Origin of the sequence: Vibrio sp. 05-20-BW147 (assembly GCF_013369385.1) — a bacterium.
Lineage (GTDB): Bacteria > Pseudomonadota > Gammaproteobacteria > Enterobacterales > Vibrionaceae > Vibrio > Vibrio floridensis.
On the sequence record NZ_SZTO01000026.1, the window covers coordinates 1 to 23,396 of the forward strand.

At 48.4% G+C, this 23,396-nt stretch carries 22 protein-coding genes; 10 read left to right on the plus strand and 12 right to left on the minus strand.

Annotation, left to right across the window (positions count from 1 at the left end; genetic code table 11):
• Positions 1-459 precede the first annotated feature (459 nt).
• The 6 genes from fre to trxA all read right to left on the minus strand — a co-directional run bounded on the left by fre (position 460) and on the right by trxA (position 6,282).
• The gene (fre, locus tag FC652_RS18200) at positions 460-1,173 is read right to left on the minus strand and encodes an NAD(P)H-flavin reductase (protein ID WP_176299689.1); all 714 of its coding nucleotides are present in this window, start codon (positions 1,171-1,173) and stop codon (positions 460-462) included.
• 14 nt (positions 1,174-1,187) lie between these two features.
• Positions 1,188-1,460, minus strand: a complete 273-nt coding sequence (locus FC652_RS18205; RefSeq protein ID WP_011078983.1) for a 2Fe-2S iron-sulfur cluster-binding protein — start codon at positions 1,458-1,460, stop codon at positions 1,188-1,190.
• Positions 1,457-3,310, minus strand: coding sequence for a 4-hydroxy-3-polyprenylbenzoate decarboxylase (gene ubiD, locus FC652_RS18210; protein WP_176299690.1), 1,854 nt, complete (start codon positions 3,308-3,310; stop codon positions 1,457-1,459). Before ubiD ends, FC652_RS18205 begins: the two co-directional genes overlap by 4 nt.
• Before the next feature lie 92 nt (positions 3,311-3,402).
• Entirely contained in the window at positions 3,403-4,395 is a 993-nt protein-coding gene (locus tag FC652_RS18215) for a hypothetical protein (protein WP_176299691.1), read from the minus strand.
• Positions 4,396-4,498: 103 nt separating this feature from the next.
• Positions 4,499-5,758 carry a transcription termination factor Rho gene (gene rho, locus FC652_RS18220; protein ID WP_011078986.1) on the minus strand — a complete coding sequence of 420 codons (1,260 nt, stop codon included), beginning with the start codon at positions 5,756-5,758 and terminating at the stop codon, positions 4,499-4,501.
• A 197-nt stretch (positions 5,759-5,955) separates the two neighbouring features.
• The gene (trxA, locus tag FC652_RS18225; protein WP_011078987.1) at positions 5,956-6,282 is read right to left on the minus strand and encodes a thioredoxin TrxA; all 327 of its coding nucleotides are present in this window, start codon (positions 6,280-6,282) and stop codon (positions 5,956-5,958) included.
• A gap of 111 nt (positions 6,283-6,393) precedes the next feature.
• Here trxA and rhlB point away from each other — a divergent pair, with 111 nt between their 5' ends.
• Positions 6,394-7,701 carry an ATP-dependent RNA helicase RhlB gene (gene rhlB / locus FC652_RS18230; protein ID WP_013572600.1) on the plus strand — a complete coding sequence of 436 codons (1,308 nt, stop codon included), beginning with the start codon at positions 6,394-6,396 and terminating at the stop codon, positions 7,699-7,701.
• A 7-nt stretch (positions 7,702-7,708) separates the two neighbouring features.
• Positions 7,709-9,202 carry a guanosine-5'-triphosphate,3'-diphosphate diphosphatase gene (gene gppA / locus FC652_RS18235; RefSeq protein ID WP_011078989.1) on the plus strand — a complete coding sequence of 498 codons (1,494 nt, stop codon included), beginning with the start codon at positions 7,709-7,711 and terminating at the stop codon, positions 9,200-9,202.
• 81 nt (positions 9,203-9,283) lie between these two features.
• Here the strand turns inward: gppA and FC652_RS18240 are convergent, their stop codons facing one another.
• From FC652_RS18240 to recQ, 3 genes are all read right to left on the minus strand, one after another.
• Positions 9,284-9,955 carry a 7-cyano-7-deazaguanine/7-aminomethyl-7-deazaguanine transporter gene (locus FC652_RS18240; RefSeq protein WP_039554975.1) on the minus strand — a complete coding sequence of 224 codons (672 nt, stop codon included), beginning with the start codon at positions 9,953-9,955 and terminating at the stop codon, positions 9,284-9,286.
• Between the two features lie 276 nt (positions 9,956-10,231).
• Positions 10,232-10,546 (minus strand): DUF3630 family protein, encoded by a 315-nt coding sequence (locus FC652_RS18245; RefSeq protein WP_011151399.1) that lies wholly within the window; start codon positions 10,544-10,546, stop codon positions 10,232-10,234.
• Complete coding sequence (gene recQ / locus FC652_RS18250; protein ID WP_176299692.1) at positions 10,539-12,374, minus strand: ATP-dependent DNA helicase RecQ; 1,836 nt, start codon at positions 12,372-12,374, stop codon at positions 10,539-10,541. Before recQ ends, FC652_RS18245 begins: the two co-directional genes overlap by 8 nt.
• Before the next feature lie 181 nt (positions 12,375-12,555).
• Here recQ and rarD point away from each other — a divergent pair, with 181 nt between their 5' ends.
• The 3 genes from rarD to FC652_RS18265 all read left to right on the plus strand — a co-directional run bounded on the left by rarD (position 12,556) and on the right by FC652_RS18265 (position 15,100).
• A complete protein-coding gene (rarD, locus tag FC652_RS18255; RefSeq protein WP_013572605.1) occupies positions 12,556-13,470 on the plus strand; it encodes an EamA family transporter RarD in 915 nt (304 codons plus the stop codon).
• A 73-nt stretch (positions 13,471-13,543) separates the two neighbouring features.
• Positions 13,544-14,341, plus strand: a complete 798-nt coding sequence (locus FC652_RS18260; RefSeq protein WP_176299693.1) for an AraC family transcriptional regulator — start codon at positions 13,544-13,546, stop codon at positions 14,339-14,341.
• Positions 14,342-14,428: 87 nt separating this feature from the next.
• Positions 14,429-15,100, plus strand: coding sequence for a LysE family translocator (locus FC652_RS18265; RefSeq protein WP_176299694.1), 672 nt, complete (start codon positions 14,429-14,431; stop codon positions 15,098-15,100).
• Positions 15,101-15,792: 692 nt separating this feature from the next.
• On the opposite strand, the gene uvrD is transcribed toward FC652_RS18265, so the two are convergent.
• Positions 15,793-17,967 carry a DNA helicase II gene (gene uvrD, locus FC652_RS18270; RefSeq protein WP_011078996.1) on the minus strand — a complete coding sequence of 725 codons (2,175 nt, stop codon included), beginning with the start codon at positions 17,965-17,967 and terminating at the stop codon, positions 15,793-15,795.
• A gap of 265 nt (positions 17,968-18,232) precedes the next feature.
• Here uvrD and FC652_RS18275 point away from each other — a divergent pair, with 265 nt between their 5' ends.
• The 4 genes from FC652_RS18275 to FC652_RS18290 all read left to right on the plus strand — a co-directional run bounded on the left by FC652_RS18275 (position 18,233) and on the right by FC652_RS18290 (position 20,710).
• Positions 18,233-18,493 (plus strand): DUF2282 domain-containing protein, encoded by a 261-nt coding sequence (locus FC652_RS18275; RefSeq protein ID WP_011078997.1) that lies wholly within the window; start codon positions 18,233-18,235, stop codon positions 18,491-18,493.
• Between the two features lie 117 nt (positions 18,494-18,610).
• A complete protein-coding gene (locus FC652_RS18280) occupies positions 18,611-19,486 on the plus strand; it encodes a DUF692 domain-containing protein (RefSeq protein ID WP_072611454.1) in 876 nt (291 codons plus the stop codon).
• 11 nt (positions 19,487-19,497) lie between these two features.
• Positions 19,498-20,271 carry a DNA-binding domain-containing protein gene (locus FC652_RS18285; protein ID WP_176299695.1) on the plus strand — a complete coding sequence of 258 codons (774 nt, stop codon included), beginning with the start codon at positions 19,498-19,500 and terminating at the stop codon, positions 20,269-20,271.
• Positions 20,264-20,710, plus strand: coding sequence for a DoxX family protein (locus FC652_RS18290; protein ID WP_013572613.1), 447 nt, complete (start codon positions 20,264-20,266; stop codon positions 20,708-20,710). The genes FC652_RS18285 and FC652_RS18290 overlap by 8 nt, the downstream gene beginning before the upstream one ends.
• A 36-nt stretch (positions 20,711-20,746) precedes the next feature.
• Here the strand turns inward: FC652_RS18290 and FC652_RS18295 are convergent, their stop codons facing one another.
• The gene (locus FC652_RS18295) at positions 20,747-21,031 is read right to left on the minus strand and encodes a hypothetical protein (RefSeq protein ID WP_011079001.1); all 285 of its coding nucleotides are present in this window, start codon (positions 21,029-21,031) and stop codon (positions 20,747-20,749) included.
• Positions 21,032-21,124: 93 nt separating this feature from the next.
• Positions 21,125-22,285: a multidrug effflux MFS transporter gene (locus tag FC652_RS18300; protein ID WP_176299701.1), complete on the minus strand. Its 1,161-nt coding sequence runs from the start codon at positions 22,283-22,285 to the stop codon at positions 21,125-21,127.
• A 139-nt stretch (positions 22,286-22,424) separates the two neighbouring features.
• On the opposite strand from FC652_RS18300, the gene FC652_RS18305 reads away from it, so the two are divergent.
• Complete coding sequence (locus FC652_RS18305) at positions 22,425-23,366, plus strand: LysR family transcriptional regulator (protein ID WP_011079003.1); 942 nt, start codon at positions 22,425-22,427, stop codon at positions 23,364-23,366.
• The last annotated feature ends 30 nt before the right edge of the window (positions 23,367-23,396 follow it).

Sequence of the window (23,396 nt, forward strand, 5' to 3'; positions counted from 1 at the left end):
TTTTTTGAAGCTTTCGCTTCGGCTCAATGAATACTGAATAAATTGACTGTGCCGATACTTAGTATCGTTTTGGTCACTCAGTTCATTGATAAATCTTTTGGATTATCATCAACGAGTGCCCACACAGATTGATAGGTTTATATTGTTAAAGAGCTTGCTTTTCGAGAAGTTTTTCTCTCAAAGCGGAGGTGCATTCTAGCGAGTTAATTTGAAGAGTCAAACACTTTTTCAAATTTATTTTCTCAGAAGCTTTTGCCTCACCCGACCTTGCTGAAGCCTTACGCTGTCTGCCGTGTCGGTGGATGCGCATTATAGGGAAGGCAGTTTCATTGGCAACCCCTAATTTGAAAAAAAGTCACCAAAAGCGTTTGTTTGATTACAAAGCCAACAATGTGGCGCAAAAGAGAGCAAAACACCCCCTTTTGCGACTAATAAGATGGGGTAAATGATAGGACAAACTTAAATAAAGGCGTATGCATCAGCAAACATTCTTTCACGCTTAGCTTGTTTTTGCTGTGTAAATTGCTCTCTTGCTAAGCCAGCCATCTCAAATCGACCTGCGATGTAAATATCGTAGTTTTCCAAACTACTGAAATCCTCGTGGATGGCTTGTAATACGTTACCCACTTTGCCCTGCCAATTCGCAGGAGACTCTTCCACGACGGGAATAAAATGCACATTCGCATTTTGGCTGGCAATCAAAGCCAACTCTTCGCTCGCGTAAAGTTGTGAATAATCTCTAGCGCCCCAGTAAAGATAAATTGAGTTTGGCTTATTCTGCGCGATACAGTGATCGAGAATAGAACGTACATAACTAAAACCCGTTCCACCAGCAATGAGTAACATCGGTCTTTCGCTCTCTTCGCGGATCCACGCATCGCCATGTGGTGCATCGATATCAATATAGCTATCGTTATCCAATGCATTCTGCATCACCTCCACCACTTCAAGAGCATAAGCATTATGTTCGGCCGCACCGATATGTAACTCTAACTCCCCTGCGTAACGACAAGGGCTACTGGCAATGGAAAATGGACGCTTGTCTTTCTCACCCATCACCACCATGAGATATTGACCTGCTTTAAAGGAGACTGGGTTTTCAGGATGCAATAGGATCTGGTAAGTGTTGCTGGCTAGTGGCTTAATCGACTTTACTTTACATTGAATTGTCATGGTATTCCTCTGACTTACTCTTCGGCGAAGGTAAGTTCTAAATTACTTTCTGTATAGGCCAGACAAGGAAATATCCAGCCTTGTCGTTGTTCTTGTTCAGTTAATAGTGGCTCTAGTTGATAACGAATCTCTCCAGAGACTTTTCGGCACATGCACATGGCACATGAACCCATTTGGCAACGGTTTGGAAACGCAATGTTATTGTTGAGCGCAGCGTCCAAAACCGTTTCACCTTCTCTAACGACAAAAGAGATATCCATAGGAAGAAGGCGTACCATATGGCTCATAGAATACCGAACTCCTGCCAAAGCGCATCGACTTTAGCCACAAGTTTAGGATCTTTTTTAATCGGTTTTCCCCATTCTCTCGTGATTTCTTCAGGGTACTTATTGGTGGCATCAAAAACCAATTTAGCGCTACAACTCTCACTACCGTCTATCTTCAACGTATCGCGTGCTGGATCCATCCGCGTAGTGATCGCCCAGATGATGTCATGCCAATCATCGGCTTTGACATCGTCATCACACACCACGATAAATTTATTGCGCTGTTTGACGCTCCCGACTTGCCATAAGCTTTCTACCACTTCTTTGCATTGCCCTGCATTGGTTTTATTGATTTTAACAACTATAAACTGACCACTCGCAACCGCTGGCACATAGATATCTGATATTAGAGGATGGACCGCTTTAAGTGCATTCACATCGATACCAATCTGCGATGCAAACTCTGTGGACGCCGTCGCCCCTTGCAATGCTAGCTCCGCCTCCCATTTTATGGTGGCATCTAGGCCCATCTTTGAACCTAACCCAGCCACAGGTGAGGCAAAATCGAGAGAATCTATCGGCGTGCTCTCAATAAATAGAGAGTCAAGTATTGGGTTCATATTTTCCGTCATCGCCTTAACGACATCATCCCAATCACGCGCATTCACTGATTCATCACACACCACTACATACTTGGTGTACATGAACTGACGTAAAAAAGACCAAACGCCCATCATCACGCGTTTCGCATGGCCTGGGTATTGCTTTTTCATCGTCACGACTGCCATTCGGTAAGAGCACCCTTCCGGTGGCAGATAGAAATCTTCTATTTCAGGGAACTGCTTTTGCAAGATTGGCACGAAAACTTCATTGAGGGCCACCCCTAATACCGCGGGTTCATCTGGTGGGCGACCGGTGTAAGTACTATGATAGATAGGCTCTTTACGCATCGTAATATGCGTGATGGTAAAAACGTGGTGCTTTTCCTTTTCATTGTAATAGCCAGTATGGTCACCATAAGGCCCCTCATCGGCATACTCGTTCGGGTCGATATAGCCTTCGAGCACAATCTCTGCACTCGCGGGGATTTCGAGATCATTGCTGACGGACTTGACCACTTCGGTTTTACTCCCACGCAAGAGACCTGCAAAAGCATATTCCGAAAGTGTATCTGGTACTGGTGTCACCGCCCCTAGAATCGTGGCAGGATCCGCACCGAATGCAACCGACACAGGAAAAGGTTTTCCGGGGTACTTTTCCATCCAGTCACGTAAATCCAAAGCCCCACCTCGGTGTGCTAGCCAGCGCATGATGATTTTGTTTTTTGCGATTTTCTGTTGACGGTAGATCCCCAAATTTTGGCGCTTCTTGTGGGGACCTCTCGTAATGGTTAATCCCCAAGTTAGCAGTGGCGCAACATCATCTTGCCAGCAGCTCATCACGGGGATCTTGTCCAGATCAACCTCTTCACCTTGCCAAACCACTTCTTGGCATGCGGCTTTGCGTAAACGCTTCACAGGCATGTTTAAAACTTGTTTGAACACTGGCAACTTATCTAAAGCGTCTTTAAAACCTTTAGGTGGCTCAGGCTCTTTGAGATAAGCAAGCCACTGACCCACCTCACGCAGTTCTTTAACTTGTTCTCTTCCCATCCCCATCGCAACGCGCTCAGCGGTACCAAATAAGTTTGTCAACACTGGGATATCGTAACCAATTGGGTTTTCGAACAGTAAAGCCGGACCACCCGCTCGTAGTGTTCGGTCACTGATCTCGGTCATTTCATAGGCGGGATCAACGGGGTGAGTAATGCGCTTTAATTGCCCTTTCTTCTCTAGGTGATTGAGGAAGTCGCGTAAATCCTTAAAACTCATAGGCCTTCTACATGAAGTGGGGAAACTTGAGGCAGTATAACAAAACGCATTTCGATAGGATCCGCTAATTTTGTGAGGCTATTTTGCAACTTTTATTTTAAAGCTTGTGCGATGAGATGACGCTTAACCGGGTAGCCACCCGATAATACCTCTTGCAACCATCCCTCATGGCCTTGTTTACTGAGCTCTTTCGCCACCAGCACAGCATCATCAGGCAGAACCATTCTCGTAATAAGAAACTGCTTCACGTCTTGGGAGAGCGGATGTTTACTTGCCAGCGCCTGAATCGCTTGTTCTTTCAGGCTTGGATTCAACGCTGCCGCCATCACTTGTTGCAACGCCTGTTCATCTCCCATAGATGCCAAACGTGTTAACTCTGCTTGGCTGTTGTGATCCGCTTTCATCCGCCACAATAGATGATACACATCTGGACGCTCGCTCACTTGAGCAAAACGCACGACGACGGCGGAAGAAGGTAACCAAGTGGTGATGGGCTTATCGACTAATTGATTCACTAATCGATCTAACGCTTCTGGCGATAAACTGTCCAACTCTTTGAGTAGCAAAGATTCGCGCAATTGAACTTGATGAGTAGAGCCTGAGAGCCACGTCTGCAAATCAAGCTTTCCTTGCTCCGCTAATAAAATGAACTCCAACGTGGATTGGTCTTGTTTCCAACGCTTGATAAGTCGACTGGCAATGGCAGGATAGTTAAACGCAGGGACAGTAAACTCGTAACCATCCCCTTTTTCAACCACTTGGTAAGCTGGTGTTTGCTTGATTTGTGACTCGACAAAAAGCGCCATCCGAGGCGTTAAGATCACTTGATTTTTCTCAAGCTTATCGAGCAAGACATAACGCACCACTTCTTGTTGAGGGAGTGCTAATCGTTCTAAAGAAAACTTCAGCTCATTTGTTTTGTCGCGAAGTGCATAATCCAAAAGTTCAGAGACTTTGCTCTCGACTTGTTGATCTTGAAGCCACTGCTGCACCGTGTCGGCTGGCACTTCCTTCGCCAACGCAATCTGCGGCATCCAAGACAGTGATAAAGAGAGGAGTAGCGACGACAACAATCCATGTTGCATATTAACCTCCTGTTAACATTCAAATCCACTCTGAACAGTTATTCAGCTAAATGCAAACAAAAACGCCACTCGAAGTGAGTGGCGTTTTCTTAAAGTCAGTCTTTTATTGACGGCGCATTGCGTCAAAAAATTCATCGTTGGTTTTCGTCATCGCAAGCTTATCGATGAGGAATTCCATCGCGTCTGTTTCGCCCATAGGATGAACAATCTTACGCAGAATCCACATTTTCTGTAGTTCATCTGGCTTCGTCAGCAACTCTTCACGACGAGTACCAGAGCGGTTGAAGTCAATCGCAGGGAATACACGTTTTTCCGCGATCTTACGGTTCAAATGCAGTTCCATGTTACCGGTACCCTTGAACTCTTCGTAGATCACTTCGTCCATCTTAGAACCTGTGTCAACCAACGCAGTCGCGATAATGGTTAAGCTACCGCCTTCCTCAACATTACGCGCCGCACCGAAGAAACGTTTTGGACGGTGCAGTGCGTTTGCGTCCACACCACCTGTCAGTACTTTACCTGATGAAGGGACAACGGTGTTGTATGCGCGAGCAAGACGAGTAATTGAGTCAAGTAGAATCACCACATCCTTCTTGTGCTCAACGAGACGCTTCGCTTTCTCGATAACCATTTCTGCAACTTGAACGTGGCGAGATGCTGGCTCATCAAAAGTAGAAGCAACCACTTCACCTTTCACTAGACGCTGCATCTCGGTCACTTCTTCTGGACGTTCATCAATCAGTAGTACCATCAACACACACTCTGGGTGGTTGTAAGTGATGCTCTGAGCGATGTTTTGTAGCAGCATGGTTTTACCCGCTTTTGGCGGAGCAACAATCAAACCACGTTGGCCTTTACCGATCGGCGATGCCAAATCCAATACACGTGCTGTGATGTCTTCTGTCGAACCATTACCACGCTCCATCACCATACGCTCATTCGCGTGCAGCGGCGTCAAGTTCTCAAATAGGATCTTGTTGCGAGCGTTGTCTGGTCTATCATCGTTAACCGTGTTGACTTTCAACAGTGCAAAGTAACGTTCGCCATCTTTAGGTGGGCGAATTTTCCCTGCAATCGAGTCACCAGTACGTAGGTTGAAACGACGAATTTGGCTTGGTGATACGTAGATATCGTCCGGACCAGCTAGGTACGAACTGTCTGCACTACGTAGGAAACCAAAACCGTCTTGCAGAATTTCCAGAACCCCATCGCCAAAGATGTCTTCGCCGCCTTTTGCGTGCGCTTTGAGGATTGCGAAGATAATGTCTTGTTTACGTAAACGCGCCAGGTTTTCCAGACCCAAGCTCTCACCGAGCTTGACTAAGTCTGATACCGGTTTGTTTTTCAATTCGGTAAGGTTCATGGTGGTGGATTCTTGTTTAGTCAAAATAAGATCTGTTTTCTAGTTAAGATGGATTTGGTCTCAGGATCGACCAAGAAGAGAAGTTGTTTAATTAACGTGCGATAAATTAGCACTAAATAAAACTCTAGTCCAGAGTTTGAAAAAAACAAAACCGCGCATTTTGATATTGCACGGTTTTGTTATTAATCACTTATGGATTATAGGTTCGCATCCAAAAACTCTTTCAATTGAGTTTTTGACAGTGCGCCCACTTTCGTTGCCGCTACACTGCCGTTTTTGAAAAGCAGCAGGGTTGGGATGCCACGAATACCAAACTTAGGTGGTGTGCCTGCGTTGTGGTCAATATTCAGTTTGCCGATAGTGAGTTTGCCTTCGTACTCTTCTGCGATTTCGTCCAGGATTGGGGCAATCATCTTACAAGGACCACACCATTCTGCCCAAAAATCAACTAGTACTGGGCCTGCAGCGTTGATAACGTCGTTTTCGAAACCTTCGTCAGACAGCTGCAAAATCTTGTCACTCATCTTCCACTCCAATGTGTTTTTCGAAACTGGTTGGATGATAACCAGTAATTTGATGCTCTATTGGAATGTATTTGCTTTCTTAATGCAAGCTTTAGCTGATATTCTATAGCCATGAAAAAGACGCATATCACAGAGCAAAAGTTCGCCGATTTGGGTTTAAATCCCCAAGTTGTTGAAGGATTGGAAAAAAAAGGGTTTGAGTTTTGTACCCCTATCCAAGCCTTGGCGTTGCCGGTACTGCTCTCCGGCCAAGACATCGCAGGCCAGGCCCAAACCGGGACTGGTAAAACGCTCGCGTTTCTTACTGCTACCTTTAACCATTTGTTGACCACACCTGCACACGAAGGCCGTCAGCCAACCCAGCCACGTGCCATCATCATGGCGCCAACACGTGAGTTAGCGATTCAGATCTACAACGATGCTGAGCCTCTAATCGCAAGTACTGGCATCAAAGCAGCCCTCGCTTACGGCGGTGAAAGCTATGATAAGCAGTTAGCCAAGCTACAAGGTGGCGTTGACGTTCTGATCGGCACCACTGGTCGCATTATCGATTTTTACAAGCAGCGTGTGTTTAACCTCAATAACATTCAAGCGGTTGTGCTTGATGAAGCCGATCGCATGTTCGATTTGGGTTTCATTAAAGACATTCGTTTCTTGTTCCGCCGTATGCCAGCACCACAAGAGCGTCTGAACATGTTGTTCTCGGCGACGCTTTCTTACCGCGTGCAAGAATTGGCGTTTGAGCACATGCATAACCCAGAGCACGTTGTGGTTGAGCCTGAACAAAAAACTGGCCACCGTATTCAAGAAGAGCTGTTCTACCCTTCTAATGAAGACAAAATGGCGCTGCTACAAACACTGATTGAAGAAGAATGGCCAGATCGCGCGATTATTTTCGCTAACACTAAATATAAGTGTGAATCCATCTGGGCTCATCTTGCTGCCGATGGTCACCGCGTTGGCCTGCTCACTGGTGATGTTCCACAGAAGAAACGCGAAAAGATTCTTGAGCAATTTACTCAAGGTTCTGTAGATCTCCTCGTGGCAACCGACGTGGCAGCTCGTGGCCTGCACATACCGCAAGTAACGCATGTCTTTAACTACGATTTACCTGATGACTGTGAAGACTACGTTCACCGTATTGGCCGTACTGGCCGTGCTGGGGCAAGTGGCCACTCGATCAGCTTTGCTTGCGAAGATTACGCCATCAACTTGCCAGCAATTGAAGAATACATTGAGCACACCATTCCGGTCTCGGATTACGATTCAAGTGCCTTGATCCAAGATCTACCAGCGCCAGTCCGTACACCTTCTGCGCGCAATCAGCAGCGCCGCACGAACACTGGCGGTGCACGTTCAGGTGATCGTAAGTCAAACAACCGTCGTCCACGACAACCGCGTCAACACAAGGAAGCGTAAACCGTTTATGAGTCAGGCAGGCAATTCTCCGCTTTATGCAGCCATCGATCTCGGGTCGAATAGTTTTCATATGCTCGTAGTGCGTCATATCGATGGCAGCGTTCAAACTATGGCTAAAATCAAACGCAAAGTGCGTCTTGCCGCCGGGCTTGATGAACACAATGCGCTCAGTAAAGAAGCGATGCAGCGAGGATGGGATTGCCTGAGCTTATTTGCGGAACGGTTGCAAGATATCCCCGCAGAGCACATTCGTATTGTTGGCACAGCCACACTGCGCACCGCCACTAACGTCGATCTGTTTCTGCAAAAGGCCAATCAAATCCTTGGCCACCCGATTGAAGTCATTTCTGGGGAAGAAGAAGCCGCGACGATTTACAAAGGCGTGGCGCACACCTCTGGGGGAAGCGGCCGACGCTTGGTGGTGGATATTGGTGGTGCGAGCACCGAGCTGATCATCGGTGAGGGGTTTGAAGCCAAAGCGCTGACGAGCCTCAAGATGGGTTGCGTAACTTGGCTGGAAAACTTTTTCAAAGATCGCCAACTCAGTGCACGCAACTTTGAGGCCGCCATTGAAGGGGCCAAGCAAACCTTATTACCGATCTTGGAGCAATACAAATCACTCGGTTGGGATGTTTGTGTGGGCGCTTCCGGTACCGTACAAGCGCTGCAGGAAATCATGTTGGCGCAAGGCATGGACGAGGTCATTACCCACGCTAAGCTTAAGCGCTTACAAAAACAAGCCATGCTTGCGGATCATCTCGAAGAACTTGAAATTGAAGGGTTAACCCTCGAAAGAGCACTGGTCTTCCCTAGTGGTTTATCGATTTTGATCGCTATTTTCGAACTGCTGGAAATCGACGCCATGACGCTTGCTGGCGGCGCTTTGCGTGAAGGCTTGGCATACGAGATGATGAGTGAGTTACGCCAAGATGATATTCGAGCACGCACGATTGGTAGCATCCAGAGTCGTTACCAGCTCGACAGTCAATATGGTCAGCAAGTCGCGAATTTGGCCTTAAAGCTGCTGCAACAAGTGGGCGACGTGATGTGGATCCCTGAACCACAAGGGGCCATGTTGCTAGAGACCACAGCCAAACTGCATGAAATTGGGTTGACCATTGATTTCAAAAAAGGTGGTGAGCACAGTGCGTATCTGATGCAGCATCTGGATCTTCCAGGGTTTACTCGCGCACAGAAATTCTTAATGGGTGAAATTGCCCGTCGTTATCGTGAAGGCTTAACCTCGCTCCCAGAACAGCATGCACTGTCTGGCAACAGCGGCAAGCGCCTGCTGCGTTTATTACGCTTGGCCGTGATCTTGTCGCATCGCCGTCAGCCATCCTTAGAGCCTGAGGTGACCCTGAGTGCTGAAGGTGACAAACTCACTTTAGCGATTGATGCGCAATGGTTGGAAAACAATCCACTCACTGCAGCAGAACTGGAACTGGAAGCCAACCGCCAAACCGATATTGGCTGGCCTTTGGTTATAGAAAGTCGCTAGCTCACAGAGAATAATAAAATCCCGAACCATGATGATTCGGGATTTTTTGTTTGTGCCACTCGAAATGAGAGCAACTGGCCGTTAACGTGATGCGGAAGCAACCGTAAAGTGAGGATTCACCGCGGTCAGCTTCTTAATCAAGTAATTCAACAGCACGCCATACATAGGGACAAACAGACCCAAGCTGATCACCAGTTTAAAACCATAATCCACCAGCGCAATTTCCGTCCAGTGTTCTGCCATAAACGCGTCTGGGCTTTGATAAAACGCGATAGCAAAGAACGCCAACGTATCCAGCGCATTACCAAATAGCGTCGAGCAAGTCGGTGCGACCCACCACTGTTTCATCTGGCGTAGACGGTTGAAGACGTGCACATCGAGGATCTGCCCTAGCAAATACGCCATAAAGCTAGCGATCGCGATGCGTGCAACAAATAAGTTGAACTCACCAAGATGAGCAAAGCCTTGGAACTGCCCTTCAAAAAACAATACCGATAACGCGTAAGAGACAATCAACGCCGGCATCATCACTAAGAATATGATTTTACGTGCCAACTTAGCACCAAAAATGCGGACGGTGAGATCGGTCGCGAGAAAGATAAATGGAAAGGTGAAAGCGCCCCAAGTGGTATGAAAACCCAAAATGGTAAACGGTAGCTGAACAAGGTAATTGCTCGATGCGATGATGACCAAATGGAACAGGGCCAAATAGATAAGGGCGTTGCGCTGCTGCGCAGGGGTAAAGTTACTCATGCGATACCTTTTTAGTTTGGTTTGGGGGCGAGGGAACCCAAATCGAGTCTTCTCCAACAGGAAAACACTCTTACCAACAATGTAAAATGAAAATGTTTCCGTTCATCGTTTTGCCGATGAAGCGGCGGGCGATTATACATTAATCGATATCGAGTACAAGCAGTGAGCGGTACGCAAACGATTGAACACCATTTCGCCGCTAGCAGAGCCAAAATGCATCGATAAAAAAGGGATGTTTCATGTGAAACATCCCTTTGAAAATGAAAGATTTCGCACCTAAAAACCTTTGGCAAAAAGTTGCGCTAAGTAGTCCATTACCTCTCGGCTATCATCCACAGTTAACGACTCAAACCAGACCGCCTCACTGTAATGTTCCGCTTTCAGAAATAGATGTGTCTCTTCAAAATCGACCAACCAGCTGTGCACGTCGCCATCCCACTGTTTTTCCACCACTTGAGCAGACAACAGTTTAAGAAGCCGCTCAGCCAACGCGGGAAAGGTATCAAGATTAAAGCGTGGCGTGCGAATCAACAATCGACCTTCTTGCGCCATGTACTCCGTTAAACCAAATTCCTTGTTGTTCTCATCCATAATGAGTGATGTGCTCCTGAATCAAATCTAAAAACGGATCCGCGTATTTTTCTAGTTTGCGCTGCCCGACACCGCTCACCGCGAGCATTTCACCATATGAGGTCGGCAATATTTCAGCCATGTCGATCAGCGTGGCATCACTGAACACCACATACGGTGGGATCTCTTCCTCATCGGCAATCGATTTGCGTAGCTTACGTAATTTGGCGAACAGCTTTTTGTCGTAATGTTTGTTCGATAGCTTATCTGCTTTGGCACTGCGCGCGGCAGTATCCAAACGTGGCACCGCCAGCTCCAACGTCATATCACCACGCAGCAATGGCCTTGCTTCTTCGGTTAACTGTAAAGTCGAATTGCGGGTGATGTTTTGAAACAGCAGCCCTTTGTGGATCAGTTGGCGGAAAATGCTCACCCAATAGTCATGGCTGTGATCACGCCCTAAACCGTAGGTCGAAATCTTATCGTGGCCGTGTTCCCGGATACGAATGTTTTGCATCCCACGCAACACTTCCACTACGTAGCCCATGCCAAAACTCTGATTAACGCGATAAACACACGACAACGCTTTGCGTGCTTCTTCCGTTGCATCAAAATGCTTCGGCGGATCTAAGCAAATATCGCAATTGCCGCAAGGCTTCTCGCGGTATTCACCAAAATAGTTCAGCAGCACTTGGCGACGACAGGTTTGCGCCTCAGCAAAGGCACTCATCGCATTGAGCTTATGACTTTCCACTTGTTTTTGCGGGCCATCGTCTTTCTCATCCAACATGCGGCGCAACCAAGTGATGTCTGCCGGGTCGTAGAGCATCATCGCTTCGGCGGGCAGGCCATCACGCCCTGCTCGACCCGTCTCTTGATAGTACGATTCAATGTTGCGTGGAATATCGAAATGCACCACAAAGCGCACATTGGGTTTGTTGATCCCCATACCAAAGGCCACTGTCGCCACGACGATTTGGATGTCATCTCGTTGAAACGCTTCTTGCACGTAAGCGCGCTCATCGGCGTCCATACCGGCGTGATAACCCGCCGCTCGAATATGGTTATTGCACAGTTTCTCGGTCAGCATTTCAACTTTTTTACGGCTACCACAATAAATAATGCCGCAATTGCCTTTTTGGCTTTCCAAATAGCGAATCACTTGAGAGACCGGCTTGTGCTTCTCCACTAGGTCATAACGAATGTTGGGGCGATCAAAACTGCCGAGATAAACGTGAGGCTCATTTAGATGCAAGCGACCTAAAATGTCTTTGCGCGTCGCATCGTCTGCCGTGGCCGTTAGCGCCATAAACGGCACGTGAGGAAAATGATGCTTCAATTGCCCTAACGCGGCGTACTCGGGACGGAAATCATGTCCCCACTGAGAGATACAGTGCGCTTCATCGACAGCAATCATCGTCAAGGGCAAATTTTCCAGCCGCTCAATAAAGTCGCGCATCAACACTCGCTCTGGCGAAACGTACACCAATTTGAGCTGTCCCGCGTGCATGCGGTTGTAGACGCTGAGCAAAGCGTCACGTGATAAGGTCGAGTTGACACATTCTGCCGCGACACCGTTGGCTTTAAGTTGGTCAACCTGATCTTTCATCAGCGAAATCAAAGGGGAGATCACTAAGGTAATGCCGGAGCGTACCAGAGCAGGAATTTGATAGCACAGCGATTTGCCGCCACCGGTGGGCATGATCACCAAACTGTCTTTTCCCTCAACAGCCGCCTCGATCACCGACTGCTGCCCCTCACGGAAGGTCTGATAGCCGAACACCTGTGATAAAACGCTTTGGGGCGTCATCGAGGTATCGGAAGGGTCGGCAAGCAGCGTGGAAGTCATGAACAGTCTCAGTATTGGTCTTGATGGTGGTCTCGAAAGCACTCAATATTGCGAAATGCCCAAGATAATGAGGGCACATTGTAATGGCGTTTGATGGTGAATTAAACCGCAAAATACTAGGTGATTCCGGACCTCGCTCTTATACTGACCCATCCTTGATAACTAAGTTGGCTATCGTTCAATGACCGCAGAAGAACAACAAAAAGCACGCCAAGGGGTGTTACTCGCCTTAGGTGCTTATACCATGTGGGGCATCGCGCCCATCTATTTTAAGTCGCTCGCGGCGGTCTCTCCACTCGAGATACTCAGCCATCGCGTGGTGTGGTCTTTTTTCCTGCTCGCTGCCCTGCTCCATTTTGGCCGTCATTGGCGCACCGTGCGCGACGTTTTAACCAGCAAGAGCAAAATGCTCTATCTGGTCACGACCGCCATTTTAGTCGGCGCTAACTGGTTAATTTTTATTTGGGCGGTCAATGCCAACCACATGCTTGACGCCAGTCTTGGCTATTACATCAACCCACTGATCAATGTGTTGCTCGGCATGCTGTTTCTTGGTGAGCGATTACGTAAATTGCAGTGGTTTGCGGTCACCTTAGCGGCTTGTGGTGTGCTGGTGCAGCTTGTCGTCTTTGGTTCGGTACCAATCGTCGCGATTGCCCTCGCCTTTAGCTTTGGCTTCTACGGTTTGCTGCGTAAAAAAGTCAGCGTCGATGCCCAAACCGGACTGTTCATTGAAACCTTGGTGATGCTGCCAGCTGCGGCGATTTACCTGTTGTTTATTGCCGACACCCCCACCTCTAATATGTTGGCCAACCCTAGCCAGCTCAATCTGCTGCTCATTGCTGCTGGTGTGGTTACGACGCTGCCTTTGCTCTGCTTTACTGGCGCCGCAACTCGACTCAAGTTGTCCACCTTAGGCTTTTTCCAATACATAGGCCCAAGTTTGATGTTCTTACTGGCCGTGTTGATTTACGGTGAAGCCTTCACCAGTGACAAAGCGCTCACCTTCGCCTTTATCTGGGGGGCACTCGTGGTATTTAGTTTCGATGGCTTACGCTATCGCCGCAATAGCCGAAAAACCGCACTCAGCCACTGATCGTTTTTTACAAGACAAATGCCATTGAGCTCGCTAAGCTTGGTCACAAACTGACCAAGCTTTTTTGTACTCTATGGAGCAGATCCACTACATCCCAACACAAGATGACAAGCTCAGCCTGATTGATGCGAAGTATCAGAAGTTTGCCTTTTCACGGCACTATCATCTGGATTTCCATATCGGGCTGATTACTCATGGCGAACAGCAGTTCCATTCACAGGGTTGTCATCATCACGTTGGTCATGGGCAGATTGTCATCATGCCTCCTGACGAGCTGCACGATGGCCATTCCAAACAACAAGAAGGCTATCAGGTGAATGTCTTTGCGATCGAACCTCATCTGTTAAGCGATCTCGCCGATCTTAAGCAAAATGGTCAAATTATCAGCTTTAATCAGTTGATCATCTCCGATCCTGTAGTTTTTTCACAACTTCGTAACCTGCACGCTTGGTTGCGCAGTAAAAAAATCAGCCAACTCGCCCAAGATTGTTTGCCATTTGAAGGATTTAGCACCCTTTTTGATCGCTATGGATCCACTGGCCGCCAAAAAGCCGTACCGCTGGGTCTGCAATCGCAGGCGACACTCAAAGAGTTTCTACTGGCGAATCTCGATCAACCTGTGCGCTTAGAAACACTGGCACAGCTCTGCCAACTTTCCCCCACTCAATTTCAGCGCCAGTTCAAAACCAGAATGGGCATGACACCCTATGCGTGGCTGAGCCGCTTACGTTTAGAACAAGCAATGAAGTTGCTCCAAGCGGGCCAATCCGGCACTGAGGTGGCCCACCAAATTGGCTACTACGATCAAGCGCATTTCAGCAAAGCCTTCAAACAGACCTACGGTATTACCCCCTCGCAAATTGTACGTTAGTGCTGCCTGTGTCAGTTTTTTACAAGCGCAAAGCCGCGCAACCCGAGACAATCAACGCTCGATTTTGATGATGCACGAGAAACACTCATGAACGAACTGACGATTTTACTGACGCTGGCAAGCGTCCACTTTATTGCTTTGATGAGTCCTGGCCCCGATGTGGCACTGGTCGTGCAAAACGCAAGCCGCTATGGCCGCCAAACGGGCCTTTTTATTGCCCTCGGTTTGTCTGTTGGCATTTTGCTGCATTCTCTATTAAGCCTGACGGGCGTGAGTTACTTGGTCCACCAGCAACCGATGTTGTATGCCTTATTGCAACTGCTGGGTGGCAGCTATTTGCTCTATTTGGGTATTGGCGCGTTGCGTTCCGTATTACGTCATTGGCGTCAGCCGTCGGTGAATCCCACTGCCACTCAACGGCAGGACGATCTGAACACGAAACGCCAAGCCTTTCTCAAGGGCTTTGCCACCAACATTCTCAATCCCAAGGCGTTAGTGTTTTTTGTCAGCCTGCTATCGAGCTTAATCCCAGCAACCATGTCGCTCTCTGGCAAGGCCACAGCGGTGATGATTTTATTTGCCTTGTCATTTCTTTGGTTTGCCAGCTTAGCGTGGGCGCTCTCTGGCCGCCGAATGCAACAGCATTTACACAAAGCGAGTGTCTATATTGATGGCATTTGCGGCATTTTATTCTGCTTAATTGGCGCAGGCATCCTCTACAACACGGTGATTCATCAAGTCATCAGCCAAGTTGCATAGTCTTTTGCTCTTCGCCGTGTAAGAGATCTCTCACAAACAAGTAAGCCAATGTCGTTTTTTATGTAAGACACCGGAGAGAAAACAACACTAACTTTATGATTTTATTGAATACGCATGCTTTTTAGCCATGTTATGCATGTAGAAATGTGCGCTGGATCCGTTGTTGGTGCTGGGGAAAAAGTTACTATGAATACGTCGGAAGGATGCTGACACGGAACAGGAAATGACTACGGATTAGGTCATCTTCAGGAAGAAGATACGGTTATTCAGGATGAATAGTCGGCATGGAAAGCAAATTGGACATTGAACGGACGCAATAGTAGCTAGGATAGTTACTACTAAGGAAGGCAATGGACACCTCTGGATGAGGCAAGGACTGAACATCAGGAAGATGTCAGGGACACCGCTCAGGGAACAAGTGATGTGAGCCAACGAGGATTGTTGGTAGACCAGGATAGGTCAAGGACACCGCTAGGAAGGCGACGAAAGGATTAAGCTGACGGATTCAGCATACTATCAAGGATTTGATGCAGGGAGCACTTTAGTAGCTGGATTGCTGCAAGTAAGACCATAACCCCGATGGGCGAAAGCCCTCGGGGTTTTTCTTTGCTTGCTATTTGTCTCCGCTCACTGCGACATAAAAAACGGCGCCTTCAGCGCCGTTTGCAGATAGATTGGGGATCGATAAACCATCACAGTTTTTCCAACCTCGCGTAAGCGGTCACCAACCACTTAATGCCTTCCCCATTAAAGGCCACTTGAACGCGACTTTGTGGCCCACTGCCTTCAAAGTTGATGATCGTCCCTTCACCAAACTTCGGGTGACGCACACGAGAGCCGAGCGAAAAGCCCGTTTCATTGAAGCTCTCTTTGACCACCGTTTGGCTAAAGCGACCACTGCTGGCTGGGCGACTCACTTGCGCTTTCATGCGCACTTCGTCCAAGCAGCTTTCTGGCAGCTCTCGGATAAAACGTGATGGTTTATGATATTTGTCTTGCCCGTACAAACGACGCATTTCAGCGTAGGTAATATAGAGCTTCTGCATTGCCCGAGTCATGCCCACGTAGCACAAACGGCGCTCTTCTTCTAAGCGGCCCGCTTCTTCGGCAGACATCTGACTCGGGAACATGCCTTCTTCCACGCCCACCATAAACACCAATGGGAACTCCAATCCTTTGGCGCTGTGTAAGGTCATCAGTTGTACCGCGTCTTCGAAATCGTCCGCTTGACCTTCACCCGCTTCCAAAGCAGCATGGGTTAAGAAAGCAGTGAGCAAACTCATCTCTTCGGCTTCTTCCGGTTTTTCAAACTGACGTGTCGCCGTGACCAGCTCTTCCAAGTTCTCAATGCGAGCCTTGGACTTCTCGCCTTTCTCTTGCTCATACATGGTGTACAAGCCTGAGGATTTGATCACATGGTCGGTTTGAATGTGCAGTGGCATTTCAAAGCTGTCGTCTTCCAGCGCCGTGATCAGCTCGATAAAGCGACTTAACGCTCCAGCAGCACGCCCCGTTAACACTTTCTCTTCAATCAAAGCGATACTGGCTTCCCACAAGGTACAGCCACGATCGCGCGCGGCAAAACGCACCGTTTCCAACGTTTTGTCCCCTAAGCCACGCGTTGGGGTATTGACCACACGTTCAAAGGCCGCGTCGTCATTGCGGTTGGCGATGAGGCGCAGATAGCTCAATGCATCTTTGATCTCTTGGCGCTCGAAGAATCGCATCCCGCCGTAAATGCGATAAGGCAAACCCGCTTGAATCAACGCTTCTTCCAGTACACGCGACTGGGCGTTATTGCGATAAAGCATCGCTGCGTCGTTCAACACGCCGCCTTTGTCCTGCCACTCTTTGATTTTGTTCACCGCAAAACGCGCTTCATCCAATTCGTTGTAAGCAGAATAAATCGAGATCGGTTCACCTTCGACGCCATCGGTCCACAGCTCTTTGCCCATGCGCTCGGTATTGTTGGCAATCAACGCGTTTGAGGCTTCTAGGATGGTTTTGGTCGAACGGTAGTTTTGCTCGAGGCGAATGGTGTTGACGCTCGGAAACTCAAGGGTGAACTTTTCGATGTTTTCCACTTTCGCGCCACGCCAACCGTAAATCGACTGGTCATCATCGCCGACGATCATCACATGACACTCAGGCCCTGCCATCATACGCAGCCAAGCGTATTGAATGTTGTTGGTGTCTTGGAACTCATCCACCAAGATGTGTTTAAAGCGCGCTTGATAGTGTTCGCGGATGAATTTGTTTTCACGCAGTAGCTCATGCGCACGCAACAAGATTTCCGCAAAGTCGACCAAGCCTGCGCGATCGCACGCTTCTTGGTAGGCGGTGTACAACTGTAGGTAGGTTTTGGTCACGGGATCGTGGTAGGCATCGATGTGCGCAGGGCGTAATCCTTCGTCTTTTTTGCCATTGATCCACCAAGCGACTTGGCGCGCTGGCCACTGTTTGTCATCCAGGTTTTGCGCTTTGATCAGTCGCTTAAGCAAACGTTGTTGGTCGTCGCTATCAATAATTTGGAAATCTTCCGGCAGCTTGGCATCCAGATAGTGCGCTCTGAGAATTCGGTGGCAAATACCGTGGAAGGTGCCATTCCACATGCCCGACGCGCTGCCCATCATCAACTCTTCGATTCGACCGCGCATCTCCGCCGCCGCCTTATTGGTAAAGGTCACAGACATAATAGAAAACGGTGAAGCCTGCTCTACTGACATTAGCCAAGCAATGCGATGCACAAGAACGCGCGTTTTACCACTGCCTGCGCCTGCCAACACCAGCAAGTTTTCCAAAGGTGCAGCAACAGCCTCACGCTGTTTGTCGTTCAAGCCATCGAGAAGAAGTGAAGGATCGATCATGATAAGAAGCTACTGGTTATTTATACAGAAATAAGGATTATAACCTAAACCGTGCTCGCTTTTCAGACTAAATTGCAATTTAAGAAAAAGGCATCAACCAATTACAAATCATGGAGATAGTTACAGATGTGATGAATTTATTAAAAATAATCGCCATTTTTTTGAAAGTTTTTCCTGCAACTTGCTGTCCTTTTAACCAAGCAAGTGAGTCCACTCGGACGCACGAGCTCAATAAGTAAAGGAAAATCAGTCTGAGGAAAGAACCATGAAAAAATCAAATCTTGCTGTTACTGCTGTTGTTACCGGTTTAATCGCAATGGGTGGCACTATGCTGACTGCGGCACCTGCAATGGCGGCAGAAAAAGAGAAATGCTACGGCGTGGCTAAAGCGGGCAAAAATGACTGCGCCACCAAAACCAGCTCTTGCGCTGGTACGGCAAAAGAAGACAACCAAAAAGACGCTTTCGTGGTTGTTCCTAAAGGCTTATGCGGCAAATTGGCCGGTGGTAATACACAATCTTCTTAACCCCCTTATTGAGGTGAACACCACCGCAAAACAGCAGGAGCACAGAGGCTCAACCGTGCTCCTCCTTTCTCACCTCATGTCACACCGTCCGCAAATTTTGCCGCAGGGAGTCTAACGATGTCGAACACTGAGTTTCATCCCCATATTGGTGTTGGGCTTAGACTGCCCCATCATGATCATTTTCATCACCATCGACCTGCGTTGTCTTGGTTGGAGATCCACAGCGAAAATTACTTCCAACCCAATTCTTTCCACCGCCAGCAACTCAACCAAATGGCGGAGCATTACCAAATCAGTTGCCACGGGATTGGTTTGTCTCTCGGCTCTGTGGCTGGGGTTAATCCACAACATTTATTACGCTTAAAACAGTTGGTTGATGACTTACAACCGTTTTTGGTTTCGGATCATCTCAGCTGGAGCGAAAACGGTGGCCACTACTTTAATGATTTGCTGCCTTTGCCCTACACAGAGGAAGCACTCGAGGTTTTTTGCCGTAACGTGCTGCATGTGCAAGACGCACTAAAACGGCCGATCTTGATCGAGAACCCTTCCAGCTATCTCAAGTATCAACATTCCACCATCAGTGAATGGCAGTTTTTGACTGAGGTGCAGCGTCGTACCGACTGCCGCTTGTTGCTCGATCTGAACAATGTCTATGTTTCTGCGTTTAACCATGGTTTTGATTGCCAAACCTACCTTGAAGCGATACCAGCAGCGTGCGTTGACGAAATTCACCTTGCCGGCTTCACCATCAAACCATTAGAGCAAGGCGAGATCTGGATTGATACCCATAGCCAGCCGGTGTCTGCCGAAGTTTGGCAATTGTATCAGCAGTGGATTGCCCAGCACGGTAGCCGACACACCTTGATTGAGTGGGATTTGGATTTGCCCCCCGTCGATGTGCTGCTTAACGAAGCGAAAAAAGCCGACACTCTGTTGCGAGCGTCTCTGCTTCATACCAACCCAATGCACCCTTCATTCGCGTTAGGTTAACAGGAGGCCAAATGCAACTCGCCGAGTTTCAACATCAGTTTCGCCACGCACTGCATTATCAAGCCAGTGCTGAGTCCTGCGGCATTGTCAGTGACCAATTCACTGCCGAGCAGCGGATACAAATTTACCGCAATAATTTTGTCATGAGTCTCATTGAAGTGTTAGCGCTTACTTACCCCAATACCTTAGCGTTGCTGGGAGAAGAATGCTTCGAACAAATGGCGCGCCAACATGTACTCTCTGTGCCATTACACACTGGAGATGTGTCGCAATACGGGCGGGGATTTGCCAAGACGTTAGAACGTTTTCCCAATGTGAGCCAAGCGGTACCCTACTGTGTTGAGTTTGCGCGCTTGGAAGATCAGCTCGATGAAAGCCAACAGCAACAAAATGAGTTTCAGATGCCACAATACTGGCAATCCCTAGAGCAACTTTCGCAACTCGAACCAGCACAGCATCAGGCGTTGGTGCTGCACCTTTTTCCCGGTTGCACGGCTTTTCGTTCCCACTACGCCGTTTTTTCACTCTTTACTGCGATTGAAACACAGCAATTCGATCAACTTGAGATTGCGCAAAGCGAGCAAGGGATATTGCTCTGCCATCAAGCAACGCCGCCGCGCTGCATAACGATGACGCCCGCACAATACGAGTTAGTCTGTTTGCTTGAACAACCACTTCCCCTCGCACAGATACCCGCACCTTTGCTTGCTGAACTGGCTTTTCTGTTCGAACTGGGTATTTTCGCGGGTTTTTCTCTCGCACCACAAGGAGGCTCCGATGCGTGAATGGCTGAATCGTTATGACACTACCGTTACCCACTTACAATCTTGGGCGGTGCCCGGAGTATTACTATTTTGTCGCCTTTGGGTGGCGTGGGTTTTCTTCAATGCTGGATTAAGCAAAATCGCCTCATGGGATAGCACTCTCTATCTGTTCGAGTTGGAATATCAGGTGCCTATTTTACCCTGGGAGTTGGCCGCTTATCTCGCCACGGCGGCCGAGCTCAGCTTACCGATCTTACTCGCCCTCGGCGTATTCACCCGCATCACCAGCCTAGTGCTATTTGCCTTTAACGCGATGGCTGTGATCTCCTACCCGCTTTTGTGGGAGAAAGGCTTTTACGATCATCAACTATGGGGGCTGATGCTGCTGATGACGTTTCTTTGGGGCGCGGGGCGAATTTCGCTCGATCACTGTTTTCGCCAAGAAATAGAGAAACGCTAGAAAGAAAAATCCCCGCTCAAACTGGCGGGGATTCTTTTATTTGTTCTGTAGATAAGCAAGCAGCTCGTCAGCGGAAATACCTTGCTCGGCAAGCTCTTTCGCCATGGATTCAACCTGCTCTCCTTTCCGAGAATTGATAACCTGCTGAAACTGATAAACGATATCTCTGAGAACATGCAGTGGCACCTGTTTTGCTGCACTGCGAATACGCTCTTCACTTTGATTGCCCAGTTCAACGAGCAACTTGCCGAACATAATTTTCTCTGGTGACTCTTCCATTTGTTCAAGGATTCGAGCCATTTCATATGTGGTTAACGACATTACCTATCAATTCCGTTAAGTGTCGAATGGTGGAGTGAGCGACAAATATACACGGCTTCGCTATACAGTAAAACTCTAAATTGGCGTTGCGTGTTAAGCCACCACGCCTTTGCTGTGCCACTGGCGGCCCAATTTTGAAAACAGAATCCCTAATGCCGGAACCAACAGCCACATTTGAATCGTTATCATCAGTTGAGGCTCCAACGCAAAACGCTGCATGGTGCCCACTAACAGACCCGCACCACTCATTTGGAATAGGCCCAGCAGTGCGGCGGCCGTGCCGGCTTTATCGCCAAATGGCTCTAACGCTTTACCTGCAGCGGCACCGAGAATCCAAGCAAAGCCGACGGATGACAGGAAGATAGGCAACATAAAGGCAAATGGCGTCGCGGTTTCTGCCATCACCAACATGACAACGCCAGCGATCGCCAGAGTCACCACGCCCACCACCAGTGTATTGTGGGTGCCCCATTTATCCATGAACTTAGGTGCCAGCATACAAGCCGCGATATTGATCGCCGCGTTGATACCAAACCAGAAAGTAAATTGGTTCATGGTTAGGCCAAGCCCTTCCATCAACACCACAGGTGCCGAGGTCACGTAAGCAAGGATCACCGCCATCGCCAGCAAACACAGCGTGGCATGGAAAACAAATGAAGGGGTACTCAACACGGCCCAGTAGCGGCTAAGTTTAAACACCGCTTGTTTTTCCGTTGCCGGGTTGGTCTCGCGCATGTTAAACAGCATCAGCGTACCGACGACAACGGCAAACCCCGCCATAAAACTGAAATTAGCGCGCCAGCCAAACTGCTGGGTTAGCCAGCTCCCCAGAATGGGGGCAAGCGCCGGAATGAAACAAATGGCCCCGTTAAGATAGCTGATCATTTTGCCACTTTTCTCTGGGCCGAAAATATCGCGAACTGTCGCAAAGGCTGCTACCGATGTCGCACACGCACCTAAGCCTTGTAGCAGACGGGATACCAACAACCATTCAATATTCTGCGCGCTCCACGCCAATAAAGCGCTCAGTGCATAGATGGTGATACCGCCCAATGCAACAGTTCGACGTCCGAGTTTATCTGCTAACGGACCGGCAAACAGTTGACCGACGCCCATCGCAAATAGGAACCAAGTAATCGTGTCTTGTGCTAATGCGTGTTCAACCGAAAAGGTATTGGAAATAAGTGGCAACGCGGGAAGATAAATATCAATTGCCAACGGGCTGAACAACACAAGCAAGGTTAACAACGCCATTTGTAATTTACTGGTTTGGCTCTGACCTGACACAAAACACTCCAAATTGAACAAGAACTTTGATGAGAGTTTAACCGCCTCGTGATATGAACGGAAATGATGTATATTCATCGCTGATATTCTTATTGGGAAATTCAGAATGAACATCGAAAAACTCTCCCGCCTCGACCTTAATCTTCTGGTCTGCTTGAAAGTGCTGTTCGAGGAACTCAATGTGACTCGCACTGCGCATCGACTTTGTTTAAGTCAATCAGCGGTGAGTAAAGCGCTGGCAAAACTGCGCCAACAGTTCGATGATCCCTTATTCGTTCGACATTCACACGGGCTCACTCCGACAGCGCGAGCGCTGTTTCTCAAACCGAAACTGGATCTGTTGATCAACCAGTTAGAGCACCTTACTTTGCCGGAAGAGTTTCACCCCGAAAGCAGCGAATACCGCTTTCGTATTGCCGCAGTGGAAAGTGTGTATCCCCTGATCTTGCCGCACTTTCTGCCATCGATTTTCCAGCAAGCGCCCAACGTCACCATCAGCACTCATTCATGGTCAGAACAGACCTTCAAAATGTTGCAGCGCGGTGAACTGGATTTGGGTATGACAGGCAAAGACATCGACATCAACGATGCCAAGCTCACCATGCTGCCGCCGTTTGATATTTGTGAGCAAGAAATTTATCGTGACAATCAGATGTGCGTAGTGCGAAAAAACCACCCAGCGCTGCAGCAGCCTTGGCATTTGGAAAACTACTTATCGCTGCGCCACGTGCAAGTACGCTGTGACGGCAATGAACGCTGGCTGTTAGATTATCGCCTCGCAGATATTGGCCGTGAGCGCGATATCGCCATCACCGTACCCGACTTCAATAGCGCCGCGAACCTCTGTTCCTACACCGACTTTGTCTTCACCGCACCCAGCCACTTTGTCTTGCTGGCCGCTAAACAACTCGATTTACAGGTGCTGCCTTTGCCGATCGAATTTCCACCGATGGCATACACTCTGTTTTGGCACAAAGACAGAGAAAATGACCCAGCCTTGAGTTGGCTACGCAACATGATCACACAGAAAACCCTGCATCTTAGGTAAAAATTTCGCCAATTGATTGCGCTGTTGGGC